The 23,287-nt window shown below is 50.7% G+C and carries 29 protein-coding genes; 5 read left to right on the top strand and 24 right to left on the bottom strand.

The genetic code is table 11. The features are described 5' to 3' along the window. Positions 1-1,008 (bottom strand): hypothetical protein, encoded by a 1,008-nt coding sequence (locus VIJ98_RS22970; RefSeq protein ID WP_323271608.1) that lies wholly within the window; start codon positions 1,006-1,008, stop codon positions 1-3. A 66-nt stretch (positions 1,009-1,074) separates the two neighbouring features. Here VIJ98_RS22970 and VIJ98_RS22975 point away from each other — a divergent pair, with 66 nt between their 5' ends. Beyond that, positions 1,075-1,617, top strand: a complete 543-nt coding sequence (locus VIJ98_RS22975; protein ID WP_323271610.1) for an ATP-dependent Clp protease proteolytic subunit — start codon at positions 1,075-1,077, stop codon at positions 1,615-1,617. A 160-nt stretch (positions 1,618-1,777) separates the two neighbouring features. On the opposite strand, the gene VIJ98_RS22980 is transcribed toward VIJ98_RS22975, so the two are convergent. Next, complete coding sequence (locus tag VIJ98_RS22980; RefSeq protein WP_277976387.1) at positions 1,778-1,993, bottom strand: DUF2767 family protein; 216 nt, start codon at positions 1,991-1,993, stop codon at positions 1,778-1,780. A gap of 725 nt (positions 1,994-2,718) precedes the next feature. Between VIJ98_RS22980 and VIJ98_RS22985 the strand changes: the two genes are divergently transcribed. Beyond that, positions 2,719-2,904: a general stress protein gene (locus VIJ98_RS22985; protein ID WP_071531635.1), complete on the top strand. Its 186-nt coding sequence runs from the start codon at positions 2,719-2,721 to the stop codon at positions 2,902-2,904. Between the two features lie 256 nt (positions 2,905-3,160). On the opposite strand, the gene VIJ98_RS22990 is transcribed toward VIJ98_RS22985, so the two are convergent. Beyond that, positions 3,161-5,311 carry a hypothetical protein gene (locus VIJ98_RS22990; RefSeq protein WP_323271612.1) on the bottom strand — a complete coding sequence of 717 codons (2,151 nt, stop codon included), beginning with the start codon at positions 5,309-5,311 and terminating at the stop codon, positions 3,161-3,163. 47 nt (positions 5,312-5,358) lie between these two features. Beyond that, positions 5,359-5,628 carry a hypothetical protein gene (locus VIJ98_RS22995; RefSeq protein ID WP_254773270.1) on the bottom strand — a complete coding sequence of 90 codons (270 nt, stop codon included), beginning with the start codon at positions 5,626-5,628 and terminating at the stop codon, positions 5,359-5,361. 612 nt (positions 5,629-6,240) lie between these two features. Between VIJ98_RS22995 and VIJ98_RS23000 the strand changes: the two genes are divergently transcribed. Continuing rightward, on the top strand, positions 6,241-6,432 hold the full coding sequence (locus VIJ98_RS23000; protein ID WP_323271613.1) for a hypothetical protein: 192 nt from the start codon (positions 6,241-6,243) through the stop codon (positions 6,430-6,432). Positions 6,433-6,726: 294 nt separating this feature from the next. Here VIJ98_RS23000 and VIJ98_RS23005 read toward each other — a convergent pair whose 3' ends face one another. The 14 genes from VIJ98_RS23005 to VIJ98_RS23070 form a co-directional block, all read right to left on the bottom strand. Next, positions 6,727-7,098, bottom strand: coding sequence for a hypothetical protein (locus VIJ98_RS23005; protein ID WP_323271614.1), 372 nt, complete (start codon positions 7,096-7,098; stop codon positions 6,727-6,729). Positions 7,099-7,188: 90 nt separating this feature from the next. Continuing rightward, positions 7,189-7,848, bottom strand: coding sequence for a thioredoxin domain-containing protein (locus VIJ98_RS23010; RefSeq protein WP_323271615.1), 660 nt, complete (start codon positions 7,846-7,848; stop codon positions 7,189-7,191). A 114-nt stretch (positions 7,849-7,962) separates the two neighbouring features. After that, entirely contained in the window at positions 7,963-8,451 is a 489-nt protein-coding gene (locus tag VIJ98_RS23015) for a hypothetical protein (RefSeq protein ID WP_139221419.1), read from the bottom strand. 169 nt (positions 8,452-8,620) lie between these two features. After that, complete coding sequence (locus tag VIJ98_RS23020) at positions 8,621-8,998, bottom strand: hypothetical protein (RefSeq protein ID WP_091003852.1); 378 nt, start codon at positions 8,996-8,998, stop codon at positions 8,621-8,623. Between the two features lie 9 nt (positions 8,999-9,007). Beyond that, positions 9,008-9,439, bottom strand: a complete 432-nt coding sequence (locus tag VIJ98_RS23025) for a hypothetical protein (RefSeq protein ID WP_091003855.1) — start codon at positions 9,437-9,439, stop codon at positions 9,008-9,010. A 31-nt stretch (positions 9,440-9,470) separates the two neighbouring features. Then, positions 9,471-11,024, bottom strand: a complete 1,554-nt coding sequence (locus tag VIJ98_RS23030; protein WP_277976395.1) for a phage tail protein — start codon at positions 11,022-11,024, stop codon at positions 9,471-9,473. A gap of 67 nt (positions 11,025-11,091) precedes the next feature. Further along, positions 11,092-11,667 (bottom strand): hypothetical protein, encoded by a 576-nt coding sequence (locus VIJ98_RS23035; RefSeq protein WP_323271616.1) that lies wholly within the window; start codon positions 11,665-11,667, stop codon positions 11,092-11,094. Then, positions 11,654-12,313 (bottom strand): hypothetical protein, encoded by a 660-nt coding sequence (locus tag VIJ98_RS23040; RefSeq protein WP_323271617.1) that lies wholly within the window; start codon positions 12,311-12,313, stop codon positions 11,654-11,656. The genes VIJ98_RS23035 and VIJ98_RS23040 overlap by 14 nt, the downstream gene beginning before the upstream one ends. Before the next feature lies 1 nt (position 12,314). Continuing rightward, entirely contained in the window at positions 12,315-12,707 is a 393-nt protein-coding gene (locus VIJ98_RS23045; RefSeq protein WP_277976398.1) for a hypothetical protein, read from the bottom strand. 46 nt (positions 12,708-12,753) lie between these two features. Next, positions 12,754-13,893 carry a P22 phage major capsid protein family protein gene (locus tag VIJ98_RS23050; RefSeq protein ID WP_277976399.1) on the bottom strand — a complete coding sequence of 380 codons (1,140 nt, stop codon included), beginning with the start codon at positions 13,891-13,893 and terminating at the stop codon, positions 12,754-12,756. A 13-nt stretch (positions 13,894-13,906) separates the two neighbouring features. Next, entirely contained in the window at positions 13,907-14,659 is a 753-nt protein-coding gene (locus tag VIJ98_RS23055; protein ID WP_277976400.1) for a DUF6651 domain-containing protein, read from the bottom strand. Positions 14,660-14,763: 104 nt separating this feature from the next. After that, complete coding sequence (locus VIJ98_RS23060; protein ID WP_323271618.1) at positions 14,764-16,104, bottom strand: DUF4055 domain-containing protein; 1,341 nt, start codon at positions 16,102-16,104, stop codon at positions 14,764-14,766. Between the two features lie 72 nt (positions 16,105-16,176). Continuing rightward, a complete protein-coding gene (locus VIJ98_RS23065; protein ID WP_323271619.1) occupies positions 16,177-17,649 on the bottom strand; it encodes a DNA-packaging protein in 1,473 nt (490 codons plus the stop codon). Then, complete coding sequence (locus VIJ98_RS23070) at positions 17,636-18,205, bottom strand: terminase small subunit (RefSeq protein WP_277976403.1); 570 nt, start codon at positions 18,203-18,205, stop codon at positions 17,636-17,638. Before VIJ98_RS23070 ends, VIJ98_RS23065 begins: the two co-directional genes overlap by 14 nt. A gap of 25 nt (positions 18,206-18,230) precedes the next feature. On the opposite strand from VIJ98_RS23070, the gene VIJ98_RS23075 reads away from it, so the two are divergent. Continuing rightward, positions 18,231-18,821, top strand: a complete 591-nt coding sequence (locus tag VIJ98_RS23075) for a hypothetical protein (RefSeq protein ID WP_323271620.1) — start codon at positions 18,231-18,233, stop codon at positions 18,819-18,821. Here the strand turns inward: VIJ98_RS23075 and VIJ98_RS23080 are convergent. The 6 genes from VIJ98_RS23080 to VIJ98_RS23105 all read right to left on the bottom strand — a co-directional run bounded on the left by VIJ98_RS23080 (position 18,814) and on the right by VIJ98_RS23105 (position 22,064). Beyond that, positions 18,814-19,278 carry a lysis protein gene (locus VIJ98_RS23080; protein WP_277976405.1) on the bottom strand — a complete coding sequence of 155 codons (465 nt, stop codon included), beginning with the start codon at positions 19,276-19,278 and terminating at the stop codon, positions 18,814-18,816. The genes VIJ98_RS23075 and VIJ98_RS23080 overlap by 8 nt on opposite strands. Then, entirely contained in the window at positions 19,268-19,771 is a 504-nt protein-coding gene (locus VIJ98_RS23085) for a lysozyme (RefSeq protein WP_323271621.1), read from the bottom strand. Before VIJ98_RS23085 ends, VIJ98_RS23080 begins: the two co-directional genes overlap by 11 nt. A 3-nt stretch (positions 19,772-19,774) precedes the next feature. Continuing rightward, positions 19,775-20,017, bottom strand: a complete 243-nt coding sequence (locus tag VIJ98_RS23090; protein WP_323271622.1) for a phage holin — start codon at positions 20,015-20,017, stop codon at positions 19,775-19,777. Between the two features lie 323 nt (positions 20,018-20,340). Further along, positions 20,341-21,042, bottom strand: coding sequence for an antitermination protein (locus VIJ98_RS23095; protein WP_323271623.1), 702 nt, complete (start codon positions 21,040-21,042; stop codon positions 20,341-20,343). Positions 21,043-21,108: 66 nt separating this feature from the next. Continuing rightward, positions 21,109-21,393, bottom strand: a complete 285-nt coding sequence (locus VIJ98_RS23100; protein ID WP_277976408.1) for a hypothetical protein — start codon at positions 21,391-21,393, stop codon at positions 21,109-21,111. Positions 21,394-21,467: 74 nt separating this feature from the next. After that, the gene (locus VIJ98_RS23105) at positions 21,468-22,064 is read right to left on the bottom strand and encodes a hypothetical protein (protein ID WP_277976409.1); all 597 of its coding nucleotides are present in this window, start codon (positions 22,062-22,064) and stop codon (positions 21,468-21,470) included. A gap of 322 nt (positions 22,065-22,386) precedes the next feature. Here VIJ98_RS23105 and VIJ98_RS23110 point away from each other — a divergent pair, with 322 nt between their 5' ends. Next, positions 22,387-22,665, top strand: a complete 279-nt coding sequence (locus VIJ98_RS23110) for a hypothetical protein (protein WP_323271624.1) — start codon at positions 22,387-22,389, stop codon at positions 22,663-22,665. The last annotated feature ends 622 nt before the right edge of the window (positions 22,666-23,287 follow it).

Below are 23,287 nucleotides of genomic sequence, written 5' to 3' on the forward strand. Positions count from 1 at the left end.
TTAACTCATCGGGCTGGTGGGTATTCTGATTGTATTGACCCCGCTTAACTGTGGATCGGCCAGGTCATTAGCATCGGCTAGGCTGGTCCACAGTGATGCATCGCCGTACTGCTCTGAAGCCACCCGATAGAGATCTCCTCCTGCAAGGGTGATAGCTTTAACTCCCTGTGCAGTCTGGCCTGTTCTGACGTTTTTGTTCAGTCTTCCCAGCACATCCTGTAACTGATAGAACGCTGGAATGCGGGTGCTGCAGTCTAATTGCATAAGGAGATTATTTACGGCTTTTGATATGGGATTTCCGGGAACCATGCCACCAAGTGAAGTGATATCTTCGGCAGCGGCTTCCAGTAAGGCCAATTCATGCTGAATAATATTACGAGCGGCAATGAGGGGTCTGATTACCGACTGAATCTGCGCCACCGTGGCGTGGGCAAAGTCAGTAATTTGTTGTACCGCCTGATGCACTTCTTTCACAGTCTTTGTCACTGCGTCGATATTAATTATCTTTGCCAGACCCAGTACACGTCCAAGGTCACTGTTAATCAGTCCTTGCAACGCTCCAGTAAGCGCATCAACTTTTGTCGGCGCACCGTCATTGCTGACAACGGCCACTTCAATTGAATAAGGTCGGCGCCAGATAAACTCATACACTGACGTGAAGCGGGTAATAATTACCGTAAAACGGTAATCGTCAAGCGTGAGCACTGTCGGACGCCCTTCATCCCGCATCCGTTCAAGGGCACTAACGCGTTCGCTGGCCTGCAAGCCGGTGATGACGCCAGACCAGGTCAACGGCTCGTATTCGGTACCCAGCACATCAATGATGCGCCTCCCACCGATTAGTTGGTGCAGGACTGTCTTCTGCCGACCGGGAATAACCACACGTTCCGGCACTTCGAATTCCATAAATTCGAATTCGCCTAACATCAGACGTGCGGCGGTCGGATCTCCACCACCGGTGAAAGATAAATTTTTATATTGAATGTTCATACGATGAAGATTGGACATTTCCAGTAAATGGCCCTAAAAATCGTTGTTCAGGGATTTACGCCTAATGAAGGCTGAGGGGATTACATGCGTCACACTGTCCATTTTTTGTGTCCGGTTAACATGTCCACGGTGTCAGGCCTTCAGGACGCATGTCTGAAAGCTTTGGGGAATGGTGCAACGCAAATTAACCTGCATATCTCCAGTCCGGGCGGTGAGCTGTTGGCCGGTTTTACGGCTTATCACTTTTTAAAATCCCTGCCTGTGCCGCTCCATACCCACAATCTCAGTAACGTAGAGTCCATTGCAACGGTGATTTATCTGGCTGGTAGCGACCGCCGGGTCAACCCAGGCTCGCGATTCTTGATCCACCCTCTTCAGTGGGGCTTCACTAATCATGCTGCGGATCACGCCCGAATAGCAGAGTGGGTGAGAAGTCTCGATAATGATATGAATCGTTTCATTGATATCCTGACTGCAGAGACGAAAAATTCTGGTAGGGACTGGTATGCGAAAATGGAAAGCGCTTCATTTATTGATGCTGAGAGCGCCGTAAATTATGGCCTTGCTGATTCTGAGTCCCGGGCGACGCTTGAAGGTTCGATAACTAACTGGTGGGTTAACTGCTGAAAATTATTGAGAATGCAATACTGTGCACGATGCATGAAGGTTCAGTGAGTCAGGCCCCCAATGTACTTAACACAAATGTCCACAGAGAACATTGTGAGGTGAGTAATGTAGTGCGTACGCATTCTACTGTTCCTTAATCAATGTCTGAATAAGTTTGTGATCATAAGTTGCCCTCCAGAGATTCAATTGCCATCCGCATAGCCTGATGCTCCTCTCCGGTAAGAATTTTGTAACGTGCTGCAAGCTTTTTAATCTCTTCAACTAACAACAAACGGGTGGTCTCTTCTCCCCGGGCAGCTTTTTGTATAGCTACCTGCCCTATAATCTGACACGCATCATCAAAATTCTGTTCGAGTTGTTTACTTAATTTAGACACAATTGGCTCTTAATTTCTGGTTGTTAGTCTTAACTAAGAGTGGATGAATATGATATTAATTCCAATAAGAAAAAAGGAAATGTTGTGGAGTTTCAGTGCGCTGCCCTTTCGAATCCCATGTAGAAGGATTCACACCTCGTCTCATGGTTCATCCACCCTGAGATGATCACGGCCCCAGGTCTGATAAAAGATAAAAATTTGCCGCTTTACATGTACTTCTCTCAACATAATCTACAATCATAATTGTCCTTATCACCCCCTGTGATGAGACCCGCTCTTGTTGGAAATTTGGCACAGGATTGTGCCCAGCCCGGTTGCCACCACTACCGGGCTTTTATTTTTATCACCCCTTATCATCCCTCATTGTCTTTAATCTGATGCTTTACTTCTCACAAGATTATTAGCAATTGACGGCTATCAGTTAACTGAAGTTTTAATTCACTTAACTGCCGCTTTAGCTTGTCGGCCGCATGAGTCGTCGATCGCTACAATTGATGCATAAAAATGATTAGGAATAGTATGGCTGGGCATAATGATGACGATGGATTTAAAAATGCATACAAAACTCAGCCTGACCCCGCCCCTTAAGTCAAATTTTGGTTGCTTATTTGATCTGCATCATTCTATTCCGCTGCATGGGGGTGGAAAAAAACACACAAGCTGCCTAATGTTTTTTATGAGTGGCTTAAAACTAACCTTTATCCAAGATTAATTGAGGACTGACTATGGCAGAAGTAAAACTCAGAGGCGGTGCAGGTAATTTTGCTAACGATCCCAATAGAGCGAGTGAGGCCGGTAAGCGAGGAGGACGTGTCAGCGGTGGTAACTTTAGAAACAACCCGGAACGAGCAATCGAAGCTGGACGTAAAGGAGGACGTATAAGCCGTCGCCCTCCAAACCCATCTACATGACGCATTAATAAGATATGTGCCATGGATTGGCATAAATACCTGTCCTACTCCCTATTATTAGGGCCTTTTATTTCTACAGTCATATACAATCAAGGAATTAGAGATCTTCTTTATTGTTGATAATTTCATCACCAATTTTGGCAATGAACTTCTTTTATTACCTTTTAATGTTGAATACGATTCGGCATTAAATAAGTATCATACGGCCATTCTCCTTATGTTCCGTACGGTGCCAGGATAGTTTAATTAACTACAGTCAAGGCATAAATACATTACTGACCTGCCCTGGATGGGTCAATAGCATAGATGGGTCGAAGCGACTGCTCCCTGTGGGTGCACGGGTCGCCTCACGCACCTGATGTTGTGTTACGGCTTCGCCCACTGCCTTTTTATCCAGATACACCCTGCTGTGAACCTGTACCATCTGCTGAAATCTGTGTGGCATTGGCGGTATGTCATCACCGCGATACAGGCTCTGCATACCTTTAGCATAATCTACCCCAACCTTATTTCTTCCCTGCGTTGCCATTGCGATCGCCATTGCTGAATGAGTTCCGGAGACGCGTGCACTACGGGTTATGGCCTCAATATCACCGAACAGTGTGGAAGCGCTCTTTTTCAGCTGGCGTTGAGCCGTTGTCGGAATGTTGACGCCAGGCAGGTTGTTGAGCAGGCCTATGATGTAGTCAAACAACCGGTTAAAGCCTGACTGCACGCGCTCGCCGAAATTATCCGCCCTGCTCTCAATGCCTTCCCACCAGCCAATGAAATGCTGCCCCATTCCCTTTATTGCGGACCAGGTGGTACTGCCCACTTCGCTGAACTCTCTCCACATTCCCGTAAGCGCGGGACGGACGCGTGCCCAGTTGCTGTAAATCAGTACGCTGGCACCTGCAACTGCTGCGATGGCCAGCGTCACCGGACCACCCAGCATGGCGGCAACAGAAGTTATAACGCCGAGACTGCCCACCAGCCTTGCTCCGGCAATGGTGGCACTTAACAACAGAATGCCACCGGAGAGCAATGACAAACCCGCGAGCGCCGTTGCAGAGTAAGCCGCAATCCGGGTGGCCCATGGATTGTCTTCGGCGAACTGGCTGAGCTTGTCGATAAATCGTGTGAGTCCCAGCGTCAGGCTGGTTACCGTGGGCAGCAGCTGGATGCCCAGGATGGCTTTCAGGTTGGTCCAGGCAGCCGTGAGCCCAACAGCGGCCCCGTCAGGTGAATTCAGATAAGTGTCGTAAGCCGCGCTGTAACTCTGCGCACGGTGGAATACCGTGGCGTCTTTGCTCAGCTTGGCGGCATTCTTTATGTGCTGGCCATAAAACTGTCCGGCGTTACGGTTCAGGTATTCACCGAGCATGTTTCCGACTTCATCATCGGTAAGCCCGCTGCCGTAACGCTGTCGGATTTTATCCGCCATCACGGCAGCAAGTTTATCGGGGCGGGAAAACAACCTCGCATACTCCGGCTTCAGACCGCCACTGGTAACGGACTCACTGCCAAGACTCTGCCGGTATAAATCCCTCTCTTCAGCCGACATGTTGCGCATAGCTTCGCGCATCATCTTCAGTCGTACAGGACTGACACCCTCTTCCAGCATGCCTATTTCAGCGAGCAAACCCTTTGCCTTCCGGTCCATGTGCCCACCAATCAGCGAACTGAATGCTGTCATAAGCGCGGTACCGGATTTATTTCCCCCTTTGTCCATGCTCATCAGGCCTGCAAACTGACCATACAGATATTGCGGATCGAGCATCATATAAGCGGCTTTGCCCGTCTGCGAGGCGGCAAGAAAGTCTTTCGGGCTGACACGCCCGCGTGATGCAAGCTGTACCTGAGACATCATTGACAGCTCATTCAGGAATCGGGCGGGATCATTAATCACCGCACCGCCACGGTGCTCTAAAGCCTTCGCTGCGGCATTGACCAGTCCGTCAGTTGCGTCTTTACCAAGCGCCATACGTACTGTCGCTTCATAGCGGGCAAATTCTGGCGCGGTCTCAACGGCATGGTGCAGATCACCAAAGGCTGTATGCAGGTCCTGAATCAGGCGAATATTACCTGCAATCGTGGTACCCAGCGTCTGGTGTGCCAGCAACTGCGCCTGCCCCGTTACAGCGGCATTGTCCTGAGCTGAAAGATTAAGCGTGCGGAAATCAGTCTGAGCGCGCACCAGGTCTCGTGCAGCCTTAAGGGTTGCATCCAGTCCCTTTGTAATACCCAGGCCAACAGCTGTCAGACCTCCACCGGCGATCGTCATCCTCCCGATCTGTTTCATCTGCGCCTGAAACAATGCAGCCTGCTGGTGGGTGTCTGCAAACCTGCGTGAGACAGCCAGTAAACCAGCGGAGATGTTTTCAGTCAGACTAAGCCTGACTGCGACTTTATAGGCCTCTAAATCCATCGACACTCCGTTAACAGGCAATAAAAAACCCGCTTTCGCGGGTTTAGTCAGGCTGCATGGCTTTTACGCCATTCATCGACCATCTCTCGTGAAACTTCTTTTTTGTAGCAAATAGGGGCATACCCGCCCTGCTTGCTCCACGCACTTCTTCTGCCACAGCTACTGCCATTACGGGCGGAGTTGAACGGACAAGCACAGACGCCAGGGTAAGATGCGATTGAATCTTCGATGATGAGCTGTCGTATCTGATCGTCGGTTTGTTTTGATGATTTCGCTTCTGCAGCGCCTACAAAAAGTAAACTAATTGCCATGGCCATTGAAAAAGCGATACTGCGTGTTTTCATGAATCCCTCCTTATGATTAGAGGGACAAATTAGAACAACCTGACACACAGCAATCGTGTGATAAAGAACCAATATATTGCTTAATTTTAATCAATGACTAAAGGCAAAAATCAGCCAACTCTTCTGCCACTAAGTCGGAAGTGACTTTTTCACTCAGCCACCTCTTTATGAATTTTGACGAGGACTTGAGAAACCCGGCGTCGACTAGGAATATTCTTATAAATTTTATTGATAATTTTGTGCCTCAGCCGTAATGTGATTTCGCCATTTGGCAACACAATCACACAGCGAGAAACATGATGAAAAAGGTAATGGCTATTTTTTGCCTCATTCTGTCAATGGGTGCTTCGGTAAGCGCATTTGCGGGTAACTGTCAGCATAACAACGATACTGCTGCAGACGGTTCACGTTGCGGTAACCGCTCTGCGGACGCTCGCCCGGGCGGCAACTAAACTGATGGCCCACGAAGGTGGGCTATAACTTTCAGACGGTTTAATGTGGAATAGTTGCTCAGAGGTTATTTTGGCTAAATGATCTCCGTTGGGCGCCGATAACCAAAGGCTAATTACTCATGGAGCTCTATCAATGGAACAGCCTAACCCTCTTGCAACCTTGTCCTTAGTCATCTGGTTTCTGATGTTCATCCCCTGTTTCCGCATGGCACAAAAAGCTGGCTTCGGATGGAAGATGGCGCTCCTGCTGTCATGTCCGGGCATTCATTTCATCATGCTTTACGTCTTTGCTTATAAGAAGTGGCCCACTGCCCCGTATCGATAAGCAGTAATCATTTGTCAGTATTAGCATGTGAATTTCACGAGATTATCTCGTATTTTACATTTATGTCTTCGCGAACATACAGTCAGCCACGCAGCACATTCAGAGGACTGAGAATCAATCCAATGTCTCGAACTAAGTCTGTTCTAACCGCTGCCGCTTAGCATGCCATGTCCAGTTTACCGACTCAGTTCAATTCGTCTCTTACTTCCCTGTGATGAGGCCATGCTCTTATTGGAATTCTTTGGCACAGGATTGTGCCCAGCCCGGTTGCCACCACTCCCGGGCTTTTTGTTTTCAGCCTTGTGTTTTCTTATCGGCCACTTTTTTCAGGAACATCCACTGAATGCTGTAGGCCACACCGCCGGGCGCCAGTACCCACGAAGACGAAGAGTGTCCATCTGTACCCATCACCACGAACGTCACTCCGACCAGGTTAAGCAGTTCGACAACCTTTCTGTCCCAGGTTTCTGCGATACCAGTATCGCCTGGCACCACATCCACTTTGACGCGTGTACCTGGCGGGCATGTTACACGTGTGCATGTTCCATGAATTTTAGCCATGGTGTTGTCCCAGCTGTCTCCGTAGTAGGTTTCACTGTCATTCGCATCCATGCCAGCGCTAACCATCGTCAGCGCCAGTAAAGATAATACTGATAATGAGTTCATACTCTTTCGCCCCGAAAAATGCCGAGACTATAAGCTGACACTGACAGCATTAAGTTTTCCGCAAAAATGCTTTCCGTTCGTATTCACTCATCATGTTTCCGTCTGCGCGCGCTTCACCGCCTCTTCAAGTTCACTGAAAGCCACATCGCCCGTCAAAACGGTGTCGCCGATGAGGGTCGCGGGCGTGTGGGTGATATTAAGTTTTTTCATCAATGCTTTGTTCAGCGCCAGGGTATGCGTGACATCCGGGCTGAGCTGATAAATGGTTGAGCCTGCAGAGCGGACTGCATTCCGGATACTGTAATCATCCAGTGAGCCCTTATAACGCATAAGATAGCGATGAAAGGCCTCAAATGTTGAGGGCTGTTGTTCCCATAAGGTGAGAGCCATACGCGAAGGGTTAAGCGGCTGAAACATGGATGGGCTGAATTTGTAAGTAACAGCCAACTGAGGATGCAGCGCCAGCAGCCGATGCAGTTTTTCATCCAGGCCTTTACAGGCTTTGCAACTGTAATCGGTAAAACATACCAGCGTCAGCGCCGGTTGCAGCGCCCCGACTCGCGGTGAATGCGGATCATCAAGCAGGTTGCTGCGAATTAATGCCTCCGTCTCCGGAACCCTTTCGGGGGTATATGCCACCAGCTCCGAAGCAGGCACGCGATGGATGTGACCTGGTGCGATGGAAACAATCTGCGCAGGTGCAGGTAAAGCAGGCAGTAAAATCATTGGGACAATCAGGGCTTTCAGCATAATTACTCCCGAAACAGTTCATCGGCCGGCCCCGTGAGAAGGTCAACTATTGGCCGTAATGACATTGAGGCGCTAATTTGACTTAAGTTTGGCGATGAAGTTTCGTGGCGGGATTTATATCTGGCGGTCATATCCCATAACACTGTGGATGGCGGTGCCTTCAGTGATACCCGTAACTGCAGCACGCCCCAGTATCCGGCGGATGGTGCGCTCATTGTGGATGACTGCCGGGCCAAGCACCGGACGAGGAGGCATATTGACGGTACCGAATTCAAACCAGGGAGCTCTTTTATCTTTTGAACCTACCACCGCCTCGAAACCACTGATCTCATGCTCCCACGTATCGCGGAACTCACCGGTACGCAGAAGCGGAGCTTCCAGTGGAAAGCCTTTTCTCGCCTTGTCCTCTTCGGTACTCTCAGCCAGCGGAGCCCAGTCCTGAAAAGGACCCACCGCCGGCTGATAAAAACCGATTTCATCTTTCGCGGTCTGTGCGATAGATTCTGCGACGTTTTCGAGTCCGTCAGCCAGTCGCTTGTGCAGCGTGACTTCCAGCGCCGCAAATTGCAGTGCCGCAGCGAGGAATCCATCTAACTCTTTCACGTCTGTTTCTCCCAGGCCCATGTCTGCCAGTTGAACTGCGCCCCTTCCAGCTCTGAAAAGACGATCGCCATCGCGTGCCGTTCGTGCGTCACCATCTCTGTCACATCAAATACCATTGAGAATGGAACCCCGTTCTTCAGCAGCCAGCAACGACTGCGAAAATCAGGGTTCAGGGCGAGTTTTTTGTGGCGGTCCTGTGAATGTCATCACCTTGATTGCAGTCTCCGGTCGGGAAAAATTGGGTGGCCAGCGCGTCCATGCCCTCGCGCCCCAGAATGCTGATCATGGCATCTACCTGAGCCTGCGTCTGAGGAATGGGGTACTCATCCCCATCAATGTCTGAGACCCGCGCTGCAGGAATGGCATACACATTCACATAAACCGGGTTCATTGCGGCCTGCGCGCCAATTGCCAGAATCAGACGTGATTCCTGTAACGGGTCAAGCTCGCGATAGCGGATAACGCGACCGCGAGTGTCAGTTACCTGATTTAGTACAGCAACGGAGGGTTCATCAGATCTCGGTTTTTCATGGACTGTGACTTTCACTCAGTAACCTCAGTTAACTTTTTTACGACGGCTGGCTGTGAACGTCAGCGTCTGGTTGACGGTTTTCTCACCCTGCTTGTTGCCGGCATCGGTGAGGTGAAATGACACCCCTTCATAGCGGAACACGCTGACCGTGCCATTCGCTTCAGTGATGGTTTCAGTAATGGTGCCGCGCGGCTGATCAATACCGTTGTAGTAGTTCTCTTCCCACTTTGCCCAGAAGTCATCCAGCGTGGCATCCATACGTTCAGCCGTAATGGTCCCATGCCAGCCAACAGGGATTTGTAATTCATCAGTAATGCCGTTGAGCGGGGTAATCTTCTGTGTCGAAACCTGCGGCTTTGAGTCAAAGCTCATTATTTTGGGAATGCGCAGCTTGCCCGTGTGCGTATTGATATCAACAGCGATATCGCGGCCCACGGTATAGCCAAGGGTTGGCATGGTTTATCTCCGGATTAATAGCGCAGCGGCATTAGCGGTGTGAGTCGTTTGAGACGGAGATGGACACGCTGCCGCCCCCTTCCATATTCACCAGGAAATAGCGCACCACATTCAGATATTTGACCTGCACATCGGCCGTCATATAGCCCAGCGCAACGCGGGAATCCGGGTTGTTGGTCGCATCGAGGCGCACTGAGAAAGCCGGCCCGCCGTTCGGATCGCCGATCATCTTCAGCCCTTCCAGGTTTGACAGGAATGACTCCAGCGTGCTTTTCGTTTCCCGGCGCAAATCCACCGTCTGGTTGTCACCCACCACGCCACCAAAGCTTGCCGCAATCGTCAGCGACAGGAAGTTGGTCATGCGGGTGTAAGTGTCATCATTCTGGGTCGGGTTGGATGAGGTATTCCGCCCCGAGCGCATGCCAAAGTAATGGCCGCCCGGACAGGGATTGGTGATGACATCAAGACGCGCTGAGTTAATCGCGCCGATTTCCGGTACTGAATAGGGACGCCCCGCCTGCTGGCGCTCCGTGGCAATAATGCCAGGGATACGTTTGTTCAGGGTGGAGATATGCGGTGATCGGGATGCAATATTCGCCGCTTCGAAGGTGGCTGGCGCAATCATGCGGTTTATACCGTTGGCGCTATCCTTCCAGAACGGCCAGTCACCAACAATAAGTTTCAGGTGCCAGTCATCCACACCAGAACCGTTAAGCGCTTCAGACAGGGTTTTGTAGTCGGTGGAAACACCGCCCTGGGTGATGATATATGCCCCTTCTGACTCCGCAAACGCAGCCATCGAAGGCCAGCAATTTTTATCCGTCACATCAATCAGGTTGATGACCTGCGAGTTCGTACCTCGCAAGGCAAACATGCCTTTACGAGGGGTATCAATACCGTCCTGACCAAGGAGAATTGTGTCATTAATTCCTGTTACGCCATCGGTACCGCCACTCAGGGTGACCTCAGTAGCCGGTGACGGCGTCGTCGCCTCTGACTCGGTGACTTTTGCCCTGACTAGCTGGCTGGGACCGCGAATATTCATCTGCCCGTGGTTCACCGCCTCTGCCATGGCTTTCCACATCGCATCCCCTTCACCTTTCAGGTTATCGAAGACCTCAGCACTGACACCCGGCAGGCTGATGGTGAGCTTTCGTGAACCGACGGCGGTCCCGTTACTGATGCCTGCGCTGATCTGATTGCCGCGCGTGCCGCTGTACAGTGCCGTAAGCAACAGTGAAGCCTTGCTCCCGTTATTAAAGAGCATGGCGCTGGCAGACGTATCCCGTCCGTTGGTAACGCGGACACAGTTCAGATTCGAGGCGCCGAGCTGCAGTGAGATCGCCGCAGCGGTGGATAAATCGTACTGGCGATTCCTGGGTGATCCCAGAAAAAAAGCCATGTCAGTATCGGAACTGATGCGGAATGCGCTGTTTACCGGTCCCCAGCTGGCCACGCCCACCAGCCCCAGTCCATCTGTGGGTACGCCATTTATATACCGTGTGCGGGGCGGCACGACCTGCACGTACAGATCGGGTGCCGTCAGTGCAGACGTGTTAAGGCTACCGGAAGGATAAATCGGCATGAGAATTACTCCGTAATAAATCAGTAATGCGGGTAGCGGGTTGAAGCTGATGCGAGAAAGGCAGGCATCAATGCCTGAGGTTGTGGCTATTTACGGTGACAGCAATCTCAGTCACCTCCGGCGCACTGATGGCCTGAGTTGTGGCGTAATTAACACTAAAAATCAGGTCTCGACGGTAAACGTGCCAGTTCTCAGCAGCATCCGAATCAAACTGTCGGGCATAAAACATCTGCGCCGGTGCACCGTCTCTAAGGTCAATGTGGCACTGTTCTGTCAGCGCAGTATCGATGACTGTACCGACGGTGTTTCTTAGCGGAGGCGTCGGTGCCCAGACTGTAATCTGAAAGTCTTTGATCTGACGTTTCAGCTCCCTGACCGCTTGTCCGGCAACGTCTCCAGATAACGCCATCCGTCGGAATGGCCTGCCCAGCGGCGTAGTCACTTTCCGTTCAGTGGGTAATGGCCAGACGGAAACATGCACAACGCCCGCGTCCATATCAGGCTGCAATGCACCAGGCACAGGCCAGCCGGGGTATATTTTGATGGGGGCTGTCACGATGCTTGATGCATTGACACCTGCGGGATACAGCACCTCAGCTATCCGTTTTGCGAGGTAATTTGAGACCTCATCAATACTGGCCATCTTTAGCAGTCAACCGCATTGCCGTCAGGCGCCAGCCCATCTCTGTCAGTTCGGTACCGCTAATGACATAGCGAAGGCCAGTATCATCTGTCACAAAATCCCCAGGATGAATATGCAGATCAGCGAAGGCCGGCATCAAAATGTTGTACCACGCACAGCGTGTTTCACCGGGCAATTTTAACGGGCTGTGCTCACCATTTCGATTGTGCAGAATACTCGCAGGCCAGTCAGTCATGATAATTTTTTCATCCGCTGCAGACGTCCCTCCGTAATCCTGTAACCCTCCACTCGCCCTTGCCGCAGCGGTTCGTCGTAAGGTAATCAGCCGTTCTGCTTTCACACACAGGATGGGCTGCAACAGAGGCATGGCAGCCACATAAAATGTAGCCTCTTCATCTGAGGCCAGGATATCACCCGTTTTAAATCCGGTTGCATCAAAAATACCAATGCGGGCGGCCTGACCAAAACGCGCAGCGCGCATGTAGCCGTAATCAGTCGTGAAGGACGCCGCAAGCACCTGCAATGGTTCCGTTTTGAGCGGGCTGAACGGGTTCACTGCCCGGTAATGACGTGCGATGCTGCCAAGGCGTTTTGCTGCCTTGCCATTGCCCATGCTTACCCTGACTGAAAGCTGTAACGCATCCATATCAGCTCCTGACCAGTCGTGTAGTGCCATCACCCAGAGACGGGCCCGGAGTGATACCCAGCAATCCGCACAGCTGACGTCGCCACTGGTTGTATAAACGCGTGCGGTCTGACACCTCTGAGCGGTTGCGCTGCCAGACGGCAGCCTTATCCGTATCCAGATTGTCGGCCGCGCGGGCAATACCGCTCTCCAGCCCCGCCAGCGTAATGAGGTAGTTCGCCACAATTTTTTCCTCCTCATCCCGGAGAGTGTTCAGTCGATGCGCCAGAGTCTGAAAGCGCCCGGACGTCACCTGCGCATACGCCACATCTGAGCGATCGTCCGGAGAGGTATCACCCAGCATTGGATAACCCATGTACCGGCGCGCATCAGCCTGCTGTTGTGGAGTCAGCATGAGATACCTCATTAAGTGAATAGCTATCGAATATAGCAGTGAAGAACTAGCTTAAGAGCAGTGCGGTGTGTTCTGGTTTGATGTTCTGACAGCCCCATGCCGCGGCGATTTCATAACGAACACGGCGGTACTGTTTGTACATGGAGACTTCGAATGACATGTTGGTGCGCGGGTCAGTAATCATGATGCGGTCGTCAGCCATATCTCCCTCTTCAGGCAGCGCCGGGGCACGAGTGGCCAGGATGATCGCAGAACGGCTGAAGGCAAAATTGGCAATGAACTCACTCACAACGTCAAATTTCGCTCCAGCCTTCACATTTTCTCGCAGTCCGGGGGCATGAATATGGATGCCATCAGTTGAAACCTCCGCCACCACATATTTATGCTTCCCAAGAGGTATGAGAGAACCCGACTTAACAGCATCAAGATTTGGCGTCTTCCCCTCAACCTTAGCGAGTTTGATAAGTGTCTGCCCGGCAACAAGGTCGTTACCGACAGTCAACGTCCCTGATTTTACGCCTGTGTTCTGCGCCACACCTGCAGACTCGCGCAACGTGAAACCATGCAATTCGAGCAGTGTGCCCTGCGCACGCAGCGATGTGGTGCCCGCTTCGTTGGCTTTGGTCAGCTGCGCCATGGTGCGCAGTGCTGCACCTGCAGTCGTGTCGATAACACATTGCAGGTCACTGAGCGGTGCACCGTTATCGGTGAGAATTTTACGCACCTGTGCCGTGTCGGTCAGGGTGTCCTCAAACGGTGTTTTACCGGCTACACCAGCAGCACGGGATGCACGGCGGAAGAGCTGTCCTAGGTCGACTTCGATTTCATTGACCAGCGTACGCATAGCCTGCGTCACCTGGTCGCGACGAATGCCGTGGTAGCCTGGTCCCGATTTGATGCCTTTCTGTTGCTCGCCTTCCCAGCGGAACGGCACCATGCGGGATTTGGTGATGGTCAGCGGTACGTTATCAATAATTTGATCGCCGTTATCGGGTGGTAACTGGCCGGGCGTCACATCATCCGCTTTGGATGCAGGCGTCAGCGGAATACGGATCGGCTGGTTGAGTGCCGCACGTTCTGCCGATGCATCAAGCGTGACGGAGGGGATAAACCCTGCCAGTTCGCGCGATACAATATCGAGCGACTGATACAGGTCGGGAATAAGTTGCGTGAGGGTATTAGACATTCAGAGTGCCCTGTTAATCAGTAATCTGCACACCCGCGCACGCTCTTTCGCTCTGCTCCTGAGGGCTGAGTGTTTCGAACTGTTCACGGGTAAGCGTATTCGGGTTGGTGTTCCCATTGCCTCCACTGGAGCCGCCGCCTGATGCGCCGGTACCTTTGAGGATCTGGTCTTTGTAGGGATAGTGCTCGACGAGAATGCCCAGCGCTTCATCGAAGCCGGCTGCTTCGCCAGGCTTGATTGCACTGAAGATTTTGTTGCCTTCACGATCAAATGCCGTGACAGCGTCACCGTCTAACTGGAAGTTACTGCCAAAGCGGGCTTCCACGAGGTCAGCCGGGATACTCATCTTCTCGGCGATGAATTTAGAACGGGCAAAACTCCCACCGATTTTTTCCGCAGTGAGCTTTTCGCTCAGGTCATCGCGCTCTTTGACGATCGGGGCGTATTTCTCTTCTACTGCACGAACCGCTTCTGTACGCACCTTTTCGACTTCACCAGCATCCACCAGCGTTTTGTCTTCCAGGTTTTTTACGGTCTCCAGCGCCGCCAGAGCAGCGGCCGGATCAGTGATACCGTCGAACGTCTTAAGCGCGGTCTCCGCCGTCTCCGCACGTTCGCGGTGCGACTTCGCCTCGCCATTCAGGCGCGAGATGGTCTGCAGAGTGCCCGGCGCATCGAATACGATCTCTTTGCCGTCATCCTGCATGTACACAGGTTTACCATCGTTCACGACAACATTGCCGTTCTCATCGAGTTTAAGTTTCATACAGGTCATCCAACCGGGTAAGAGCCATCCGGCTCGTGGCGCCGAGCTGCATCCGCAGCGGTCGGCAATAAAAAAGCCCATGCGATTGCACAGGCCTGAGAGGGTTAAACCGGGTCTGGTACCGGCTTATCTTTATTGGGTGGCGCCATGGCGCGGATACGTAGTAGTTCATCCGTCCAGCGGAGTTCGCTGTTTATCAAACCACGGCGCTGAATTTCGTTGAACAGCGTTTCATCTGACAAAGCCCTGGCTTTATGCATGCCCACCAGGAAGTCTGCGGAAGCTTCAGCGAGAGTGGTGGCCCCAAAGTCGCAGAATATCGTGACGTGACCGCCGTCGTTTTCCCCGATCCATTCAGCCAGGTACTGCAGGGCCAGACGAGCGGCATCGGTCAGGTCACAGACCATACGCTGCAGAGCACTGGTACCCGCCTCGTTATCTGCCAGCGTCTGCACCACGGTTCTGTGGCCGGGTTTTATCACCAGCAGTTCCGCCCCTATCTGACGCATCTTCTCCTCAAGGTCAAGGATGTCCGTGCGTCCGGCTTCGATGGCTTTACCGCTGTGCTCGACATAGCGCAGGTCTGCATCGTCTTCTTCAGCCATGATGGCAGACGCCGCCCCAACAGATATCGGCCCATCGCCGAGTTTTTTACCGAAAAGGACCGGCACCCGCGCCACGTGCAGAATGGTCTGCTGGTCACTGCGGGACTGCCAGTGCTCGACATTGAGCCATGCAAGCTCAGTCAGCGGCGGCCTGCCGTGCATGAAACCTCGCTTATCGCCATACACCGGGACAAAGGTGATTTTTTGCAGGCTGGTTTTACCCTCTTCGTGCAGCTGCCACTCCAGAGTACCGGTTATGGTATTGGGTTTTTCACGGTAAACACGCCAGCGGCCGGGATTCAGCACCCTGACCTGTTCAATGTTTTTAACAACAAATTCATTGTCCGGATCGCGCTCGCTCACTGTCTCGACAAAGCGCAGCATGGTGAACGTCTCCTGACCATTGACTCGTTCGGAGTCGAAGTCCAGCAGGCTGTTGGCGGTCACCTTCACGAAATAAGGACGCAGCCCCCGGTGACGCTCCTCAGCCAGAGAAATGCGCTTATTTGAGGGCGGGTGCTCAACCAGAATGCCACACAGACCATACGCCATCGCCTCTTCACAGATGTCAGCCAGAAACGAGTGCAGATTAGTGCCCTGCAGGTCGATATCGGCGAACATTTTGCGTATGCGGGCAGGCACAACCTTCTCATCCCAGGTCACCGGGCGGGAGAAGGGTTTGCCGCTGAGCACTTCAACGGTTCGGCTGAACGCCGGAAACAGCGTGGCCGTACTCAGGCGGTTCTGATAGAACGCATCTTCTTCGTTGGGCCACCGTGGCAGATACGTTTTTCCTGCCTTACGCATTGCCGCCGTGCCACCCAGCAGTGCGCTGATCATGGGCCAGCATCCGGCCATCGACTCAATTCTGGGCGATCGCTTCCGGACGTCGTTGTTCATGATGATATTCAGTTATGCAGTGAATGGACGGACTGTTGTGCCTTTTGGCTGGAACAGCTCAGTAATGGCCCAGACCAGCGCATCAAGACGATCCGGTGATTTTTTAGCGGTGGAAGGTACGTACTCCAGCAACTGATTCTCCAGCTGATAGAGATTGCCACGGTGCGCCACCCGCCCCTGTTCATATAGCGCCGAGATAGGTTCAGCGCGGGCAAATTTGCCTTTGCTGGCATGGACGCGAATGATGCGCCCGCGATAGCCCGCATTACGCAGCGTATCTTCCGCCATGTCACCGCCCTGATTGGTTTCGATAACGATGGCTTCAGCCCGGTGCTCCTCATAAGCCCGGAAGGCACGCTTCGCCCAGCCGTTAGGTGAGTATTTGCCCGAATAATCAGCATCAGCGGAGAACAGCCGGTCATTAACGCGCCCGTAGCTGCTCGCCACGACAATGCCCGTTTCGTCACTCTCTTCACTGTTGGTGGCCTGTGGGTCGATAGCCACAACGGTACGGGACGGCTGAAGCGCAATCTCCAGCGCTCGGGCACCCGACACCATGGTTTCTGTCCACAGTGCGCCTTCAGCATTAAACCGGCGCGGACGCTGCATGTACTGCGCTTCGACAGTGCGGCGGTGTGAAAACAGGGAAACCCGGTGCGACTCGTTATGCTTGTATGGCCATAGCCATCCGTCAGGGAGCCCGTGGTCAATCGGTATCGCGTGGGTGTTCTCAGGGTAAAGCGCGCTGTAAGACTGACTGTTATCGATAATCACCGGCAGATTCAGGTGATGCCACTCTTCACCGCTGCCACCCCGCAGCAGATAACCGCTCAGGTCGTGATAGTGGATACGCTGCATGATGACCACGATAGGCGTGGTCTCAATGGCCAGACGAGAGCGGATGGTTTCGTTGAAGCGGGTATTCACCCCGTCGCGGATGATTTCGCTGTAGGCATCGTCAGGCTTTACTGCGTCATCAATAATGAGCGCGCCCTGCCAGCCTGGCTCCATGTGCCCGGCACGAAAGCCGGTAACCTGACCCGCAGCTGACGAGGCATACACCCCGCCGCCATATTCGGTCCACCACATGGCTTTACTGTCCGCATCATCACGAAGTGCCATAGGCCACATGGCCTGATAGGCAGACGATTTAACAATGCTGCGCGTGGTCGAAGAGTTCAGTAACGCCAGATTGTGGGAATACGATAGGTGCATAAAGCGGGCACGCCGGTTCAGCGCCAGCCCCCGGCCCATCATGTTGATGGTGGCCAGTTCGGTCTTAGTGTAGCCCGGCGGAACGTTGATGATTAGTCGCTGGATGTCACCATCAATCACGCGGTCCAGCGTCTGCTGTAAGACCTGATGATGTGGTGCCACAATCATTCTGCTGCCGGTGCGCTGCCTGAAGAAGTAGCGGGCGAAGTACATCCCGTCCTCTTCACACTCTATACGGCGTGCAGCGGTCTTATAGTCAGCAGTCGTCATCCTCTAACATTTCCCGGCGTGCCTGCCGGTATTCCTCGCGGGAGAGCAGCTTAACTTCAACTGGACCACCATCCTTGCCCGTCAGCGCATGCGTGGCCTGCTCTCTGAAGGCCTGCACTGCAATGTGCTTACCCAGCAATTCCAGGTTCTTCACTTTATCCGGCCACTTGATTTTTTTGAGTATGTTTTCAGTAGTGGTTTCGTCGAAGTTAGTGACGGTCGTCAGCACATCCAGGCCACTCAGTGTCGTGCGCCAGACTTTTGGCCACTCATGAACAAGTTTAAGGCCACCGTCGTCTTTCAGGATGTCGAGTACGTCCATTTCATCGATCTGAACCAACCGCTGCAGTACGTAATCTGCATTAATCTCTACCCTTTCATTTCGCGCTGATTTAAGTTCTATGATGCGCTTCGCAATATCAGGTTTAGAGAGGTTTTCAGAGCCCATACGGCTTGCTGTTTTCTGACTGTAACCTGCCCGAATGGCCGCTTGCGTGGCGTTCAAATCGATAAGGTACTCGCGACAGAACATTTCTTGTTTGTCAGTGAGTGCCATATTTAACCTTTGGGATTATTTCGCTATGAATCTTTTTATATTTCGCAAGCTGTTTGATACAGACGCTGTAAGGAATGCCTTCATTGCGTCTACTGACAGCACTGACGATTTGGGTGTTGTGCTGAGGCTTCATCTCGTTACCGAAAGTTTTCTTGAAGCTTTTATTTGTTCAGCAATCCGAAGAGAAGATTTATTCGACACCGAACCGAAGGAAGGCAGGGCATTCAAATTAAATTATTTTAAAAAGTTAGAGTTGGCAGCCAAGCTTGGTCTTCCCTTGCCTACCTTTAAGGCATTGGACAAGCTAAACCTATTAAGGAACAACCTTGCACATAAAATCCAAAATGATTTCATAGAAAATAGCGTCATTGAATCTTTGTCTTCGCATGTCAAATCAATAGGCGGAGAAGACAAGGTTTACTTAGCTGAAGAAGCCGCTGAGTTCTTCAATGAGGATGGCAGTAAAAGAGCCACCTATCATTTAAAAGATTCTGAAACTCCAAACCGCGTCAAACTAATGATTATGATATCGTCCCTGATACGCCGTACAACCGGGGAAACTTTAGGTTTCTATCAGCTTCACGCCTATCATCAGTTCACAATGAAATCTACTTAAGGCATTGTTCCCTGATGTACTGCTGCAAGCCGGCTATTTGCTTTCCGGCAACTTCGATTCGACGTCTGAGAGTGAAATAATTGCGTTCAAGGGCGTCATCAGATCGGGGGCTGGCTGCATCATCCACGCAGGAGGTGCCGGTGGCTTTTGCCCTGTAACGTTTGACGTTGAGCTGCAACCGGCGCTTGCCAATAGCAACATCATCGTGCAGCTGGTCAATAGTCGCCTGAGCATCAGCTAGTTCCTTCGTGTATTTAGTGTCAAGCGCTGCTACATCGCGCTGGCGAACCTGCATGTCATCTATCTTTGCATTTGCTGACTGAAGTGCATCTGTCGCTTTATCGCGCTCGCCCTGGTAGATGATGGCATTGCTGCGGTAATAAATGGCTATTGAGCCTGCCGCCAGTACACTGCTTAAGGCAATCGATGTGATAAATACACCGGAATTAAAAGTCATCTGCACCACCCGCCAGGCAGAGAGAACGCTCCATATCGCGTCGGTTCATCAGGCCTTTCCACTTCATGCCTCCGGCGTATACCCAGCGGCGTAATTCATCGCACGCTCCACTGTGATCGCCTGCATTGAGCTTTTTCAGAAGGGTGGATTTTGAGAAGGCTTCAGTACCAACGTTATAGGTGAAACTGTACAGTGCTGCCCGTTGGTACTCGTTTAGCGGCACGCTTACCAGGTCATCAACCGTTCGCCTGACTGGCTGCATGTCATTCCACGTCAGGCGTTCGCATTCGCGATCGGTGTACCTTTTACCTCTGATAATATCGGCACCTGTATGCCCGTCGCAAACCGTAAGGACGCCAGTTACATCAAGATAAGGCTCGTAAACCCGCCCCTCAATACCTGTTCTGCCACTGAGCAATACGGTGGCAATCATCAGCGCCCCGCCGCCAGCAGCAGCAATCAGTTTTCGACGCAGTGCTTGTGGTATGGCCAAGGTTTATTCCTCGCGCCGATCTTTATCGCAAGATTTATGATGTAAGGCCTCAATCTGTGCGAGGGCAACTTTTCGCTTATAAAACCAGTTAATCATTAGTGTGAGGAGTGCAAGTGCGATCCCGGTCAGCACGCCAAAGGCACTCCATTCATCCGGGCTGAGCCAGCTCAGAATGCCATTGGATACCAGCCCTGCCGAAGTACTGTAAGCAGCGCCAGAGGTAAGCCTGTCCATTGTGAAAGTCATGAGCCCTAACTCGTTAAGGTGAGGCGCAGATACACCAGGAAAATGAATATCGCCTCAGGCCATATCATTTACTGGATGCAGAAAGCAAAAAGCCCCGCTTTCAAGCGAGGCTCTGTTCGTGAATGCCATGAGGAAATTGGCATCGAGAGTAGTTGTGCAGAGTATTATGATGAAAACGAAGGCGTGATTAAAAGATTGTCAGGCACACTACCGTATCCTGCGTAGTTTTCTGAAGGGCAATACCCCACGGTTGGGCCCAAGATACCACATAAAATGGAAATGTAAATAGTGAGCTATATAATCGCCAGAAAACATATCGCTTACTACTTAGTGATTTGTTTTAATTGCTTCTCCGCCCATGATTCTTCCGTCAGTAGTTTGGTTACGAGACTTTCATAGAATGATTTGACGCTTTTGTGCCATGTATCCAGCGATATTTCGGTAGTGATGCGACTAATAATGCCAAAAATATGGGTTGAAGGGATCCGGCTAAACCCTCGCCCACTACAACGCTTGCAGGGCTGGTAAACGGGTACACCTCTGAGCTTTGACTCGCGGCGGTTGACGGCTTCGCCACGGCCCTTACAGGATGGACAGGCAGCGCGAACTTTCCGTTTACCTTTGCAGCACGGGCACAGGCCATTATCAAGAATGCCTTTTCCACGACAGACAGGACATTGATTCTCAGTGGCAGCACTGCGTGCAAACTCTATAAATGCACACACAGACATGTGGATGATAACTGATGTTCTGACTGCCGGCATCAGCTTTTTGAGCGCAGGGATGTGTTGCGCCTGCTCCTGCGCATAAATACTCAGAAGGCTCACCGCACGCTGCGATTCAGTTTTGCTCAGATTCATTTTTCCTGCAAAGGCTGCATAGCCCAGCGCCGCACGGTGCTGCAGCATGCCTGCTGCAGCCATCACATCACTGGTGGTTAGCGATGAGCATGAGCCTTTCAACGGCACATTTCCATACGTTACAGATTTTGAGTTGTGAAATTTGATCAGGTATTCGAGATTCATGTTGACTCCGTTGCACTGCATCAGGAATGAAGTGATACAGGCAACGGACTGTAGCGATGGAGACGTTCACTTTTCTGAATTCGGTGAAACGATGCAAAGCGGTTTGTGGATAAACGCCCGCTTGCAGACAACCCTGGGTAACTCTTTTCGGTCCCTGCCAGTCACGTTCATCCAGATATCTATCAGTGCTTCACCCGTATGATGGCGAGGGCTTGCGCCCTGCTTCCAACCGATGAGTGTTGAGGTAGCGACATCCAGTTCGTAAGCAATGGTCTGAAGCGAGAACCCGGCCCTGCTGATGTCGCAAAGCACTTTGAACCAGTCTGTTTTATAAATGTTGACTAAAGGCACGATGCTCTCCTGAACACGCATAATTTCTGATGAAAACATTAACCGGAAATCGTGGATGTATTGGTCACGTTGTCTTACATCCTGGTCAGGTCCTTTAGGCTTTTCAGGCCGAGTTTGTTAGCGCAGTTTTTTCTGTGCTGGTATATGGTTTTGACATTTACGTTTAACAGGACAGACTGGGCAGGAGCTTTAACACCCTTGATGTAACCATCGATAATTGAGAGTTCGCGCAACGACAGGCAGCATGCGTGATCGTTTCTTATTCGGCCATTCAATGCATCCACGAGTGCAACTCTGAGGCTGTTTACCTGCATAGATGAATACAGGATGCAATCAGCGTGAGCTACCCTGCTGATAAGCCGTTTTTTTCCGTCACACACATAACTCTCATCATTGATATAAATCAAAATCCGCCCATGCGTTTTTCTTTGCAGAAAGAGAAATGTATTAAACCATTCCGGAAAGAATATGTTCGCTGAAATGCACACGATAGCGCTAAAACTGACATCTTCGCGAAAACAGGCCTGCCTTCTGTAGAAATCACGTTCATCCCGGACATAAACAGCATGCGTCGAGTACAGATAGCTCAGGTCATCAATAAGACTGAATAAACCAAATGTTTCAATATTTCGCTCACCGAGCACAAGAAGGTAACCGTTTTTACTGAGCATTATAATATCTTCCCTAACCTGTCGAATCGAAGAGCTTATTTATACTGTCTTGGAATTATGATGAGAACATGATAATACCATTCAATCAATACTTCATGAGACTGCCTGACCGATTGTTACATCCTGACGCAACACTCATAAAATAATTTAACAACTTTAAATTCATGCTCTTGCAAAAACACACCAATTTTTAATCATGTATTTTTTAAGAGAATTATTCAGGAGTATCTCTGAGATAATGTATACAGAAAGATGAATTGACGAATTGTATTTCTCAGGCGTAAAATCCCTTCGATCATTAATAGTAACCAAGCGAACTATCATGTTAAAGACATTTATGTACACATTCTTTCTTGCTATATATTCAATCCCGAAATGCAATGTCAGGTGTGATAATCATGTGCGCGTATACCCTGACGCTGTTCATACGGCCCACACCGGTTATATCGGAGGGTATGAAAATTTCATCTTTGCAGTACCTGATAAAAACATCTCTGGAGATGAGGCAAAATCCCATCGACTGGATCCCTACAGAAAGCACCAAAAACTCAAAGATTTAAAAAAAGGACAAAATAAAAAAAGCAATATTAACAGAGGATAACTGCGCTTTGCGCTTCATGACAAAGCGCGGGTGTGAAGAAAGTACATTCGAGAATTTTTTATTGAAATGAAATATGTAGAGCTGCTTAGCGTGAACAATTTATCTTGCCCGGCAAGAGCTCTGATGCCGTTATGCCCTATGCCCCCAGTAGAAACATCTGTAGCCAGATAGCTGGCATCATATGAACTTTACCGTCATAGTCCTTTGACCAATTCACCGGCGTCAAACCGGGCACACTAATAATTACGCTTGGGTATATCTTAGCGGCGTCAAATTATGCAAATTTACAGGTCGGGTATAACGCGCCCCAGCCAAGAGTAACACACACAGGTTATTTAATTCCGTAAAAAATAAAAACAACATCAAAACATAGATATCAATACTGCCAGCCAGCACTCATTATTTAATCTCAAATAAAAATGATATAATTTAATCAGAAAAAATTATGCTTGTCTTTTCTTACTGGAACGATAACATCTGATAACTCGACATCACTAAGGGAATATTTTATGTCAGCTTTTATAATTACAACCCTGAAAATTATTAAAGCAGAGGCTAACATTATCATAATGCGGACGTATTCAGTACTCTGAAGGAGAATTACACATGAATTACCTTATCA

Origin of the sequence: Pantoea sp. S18 (genome assembly GCF_045689705.1) — a bacterium.
Classification (GTDB): domain Bacteria; phylum Pseudomonadota; class Gammaproteobacteria; order Enterobacterales; family Enterobacteriaceae; genus Pantoea; species Pantoea symbiotica.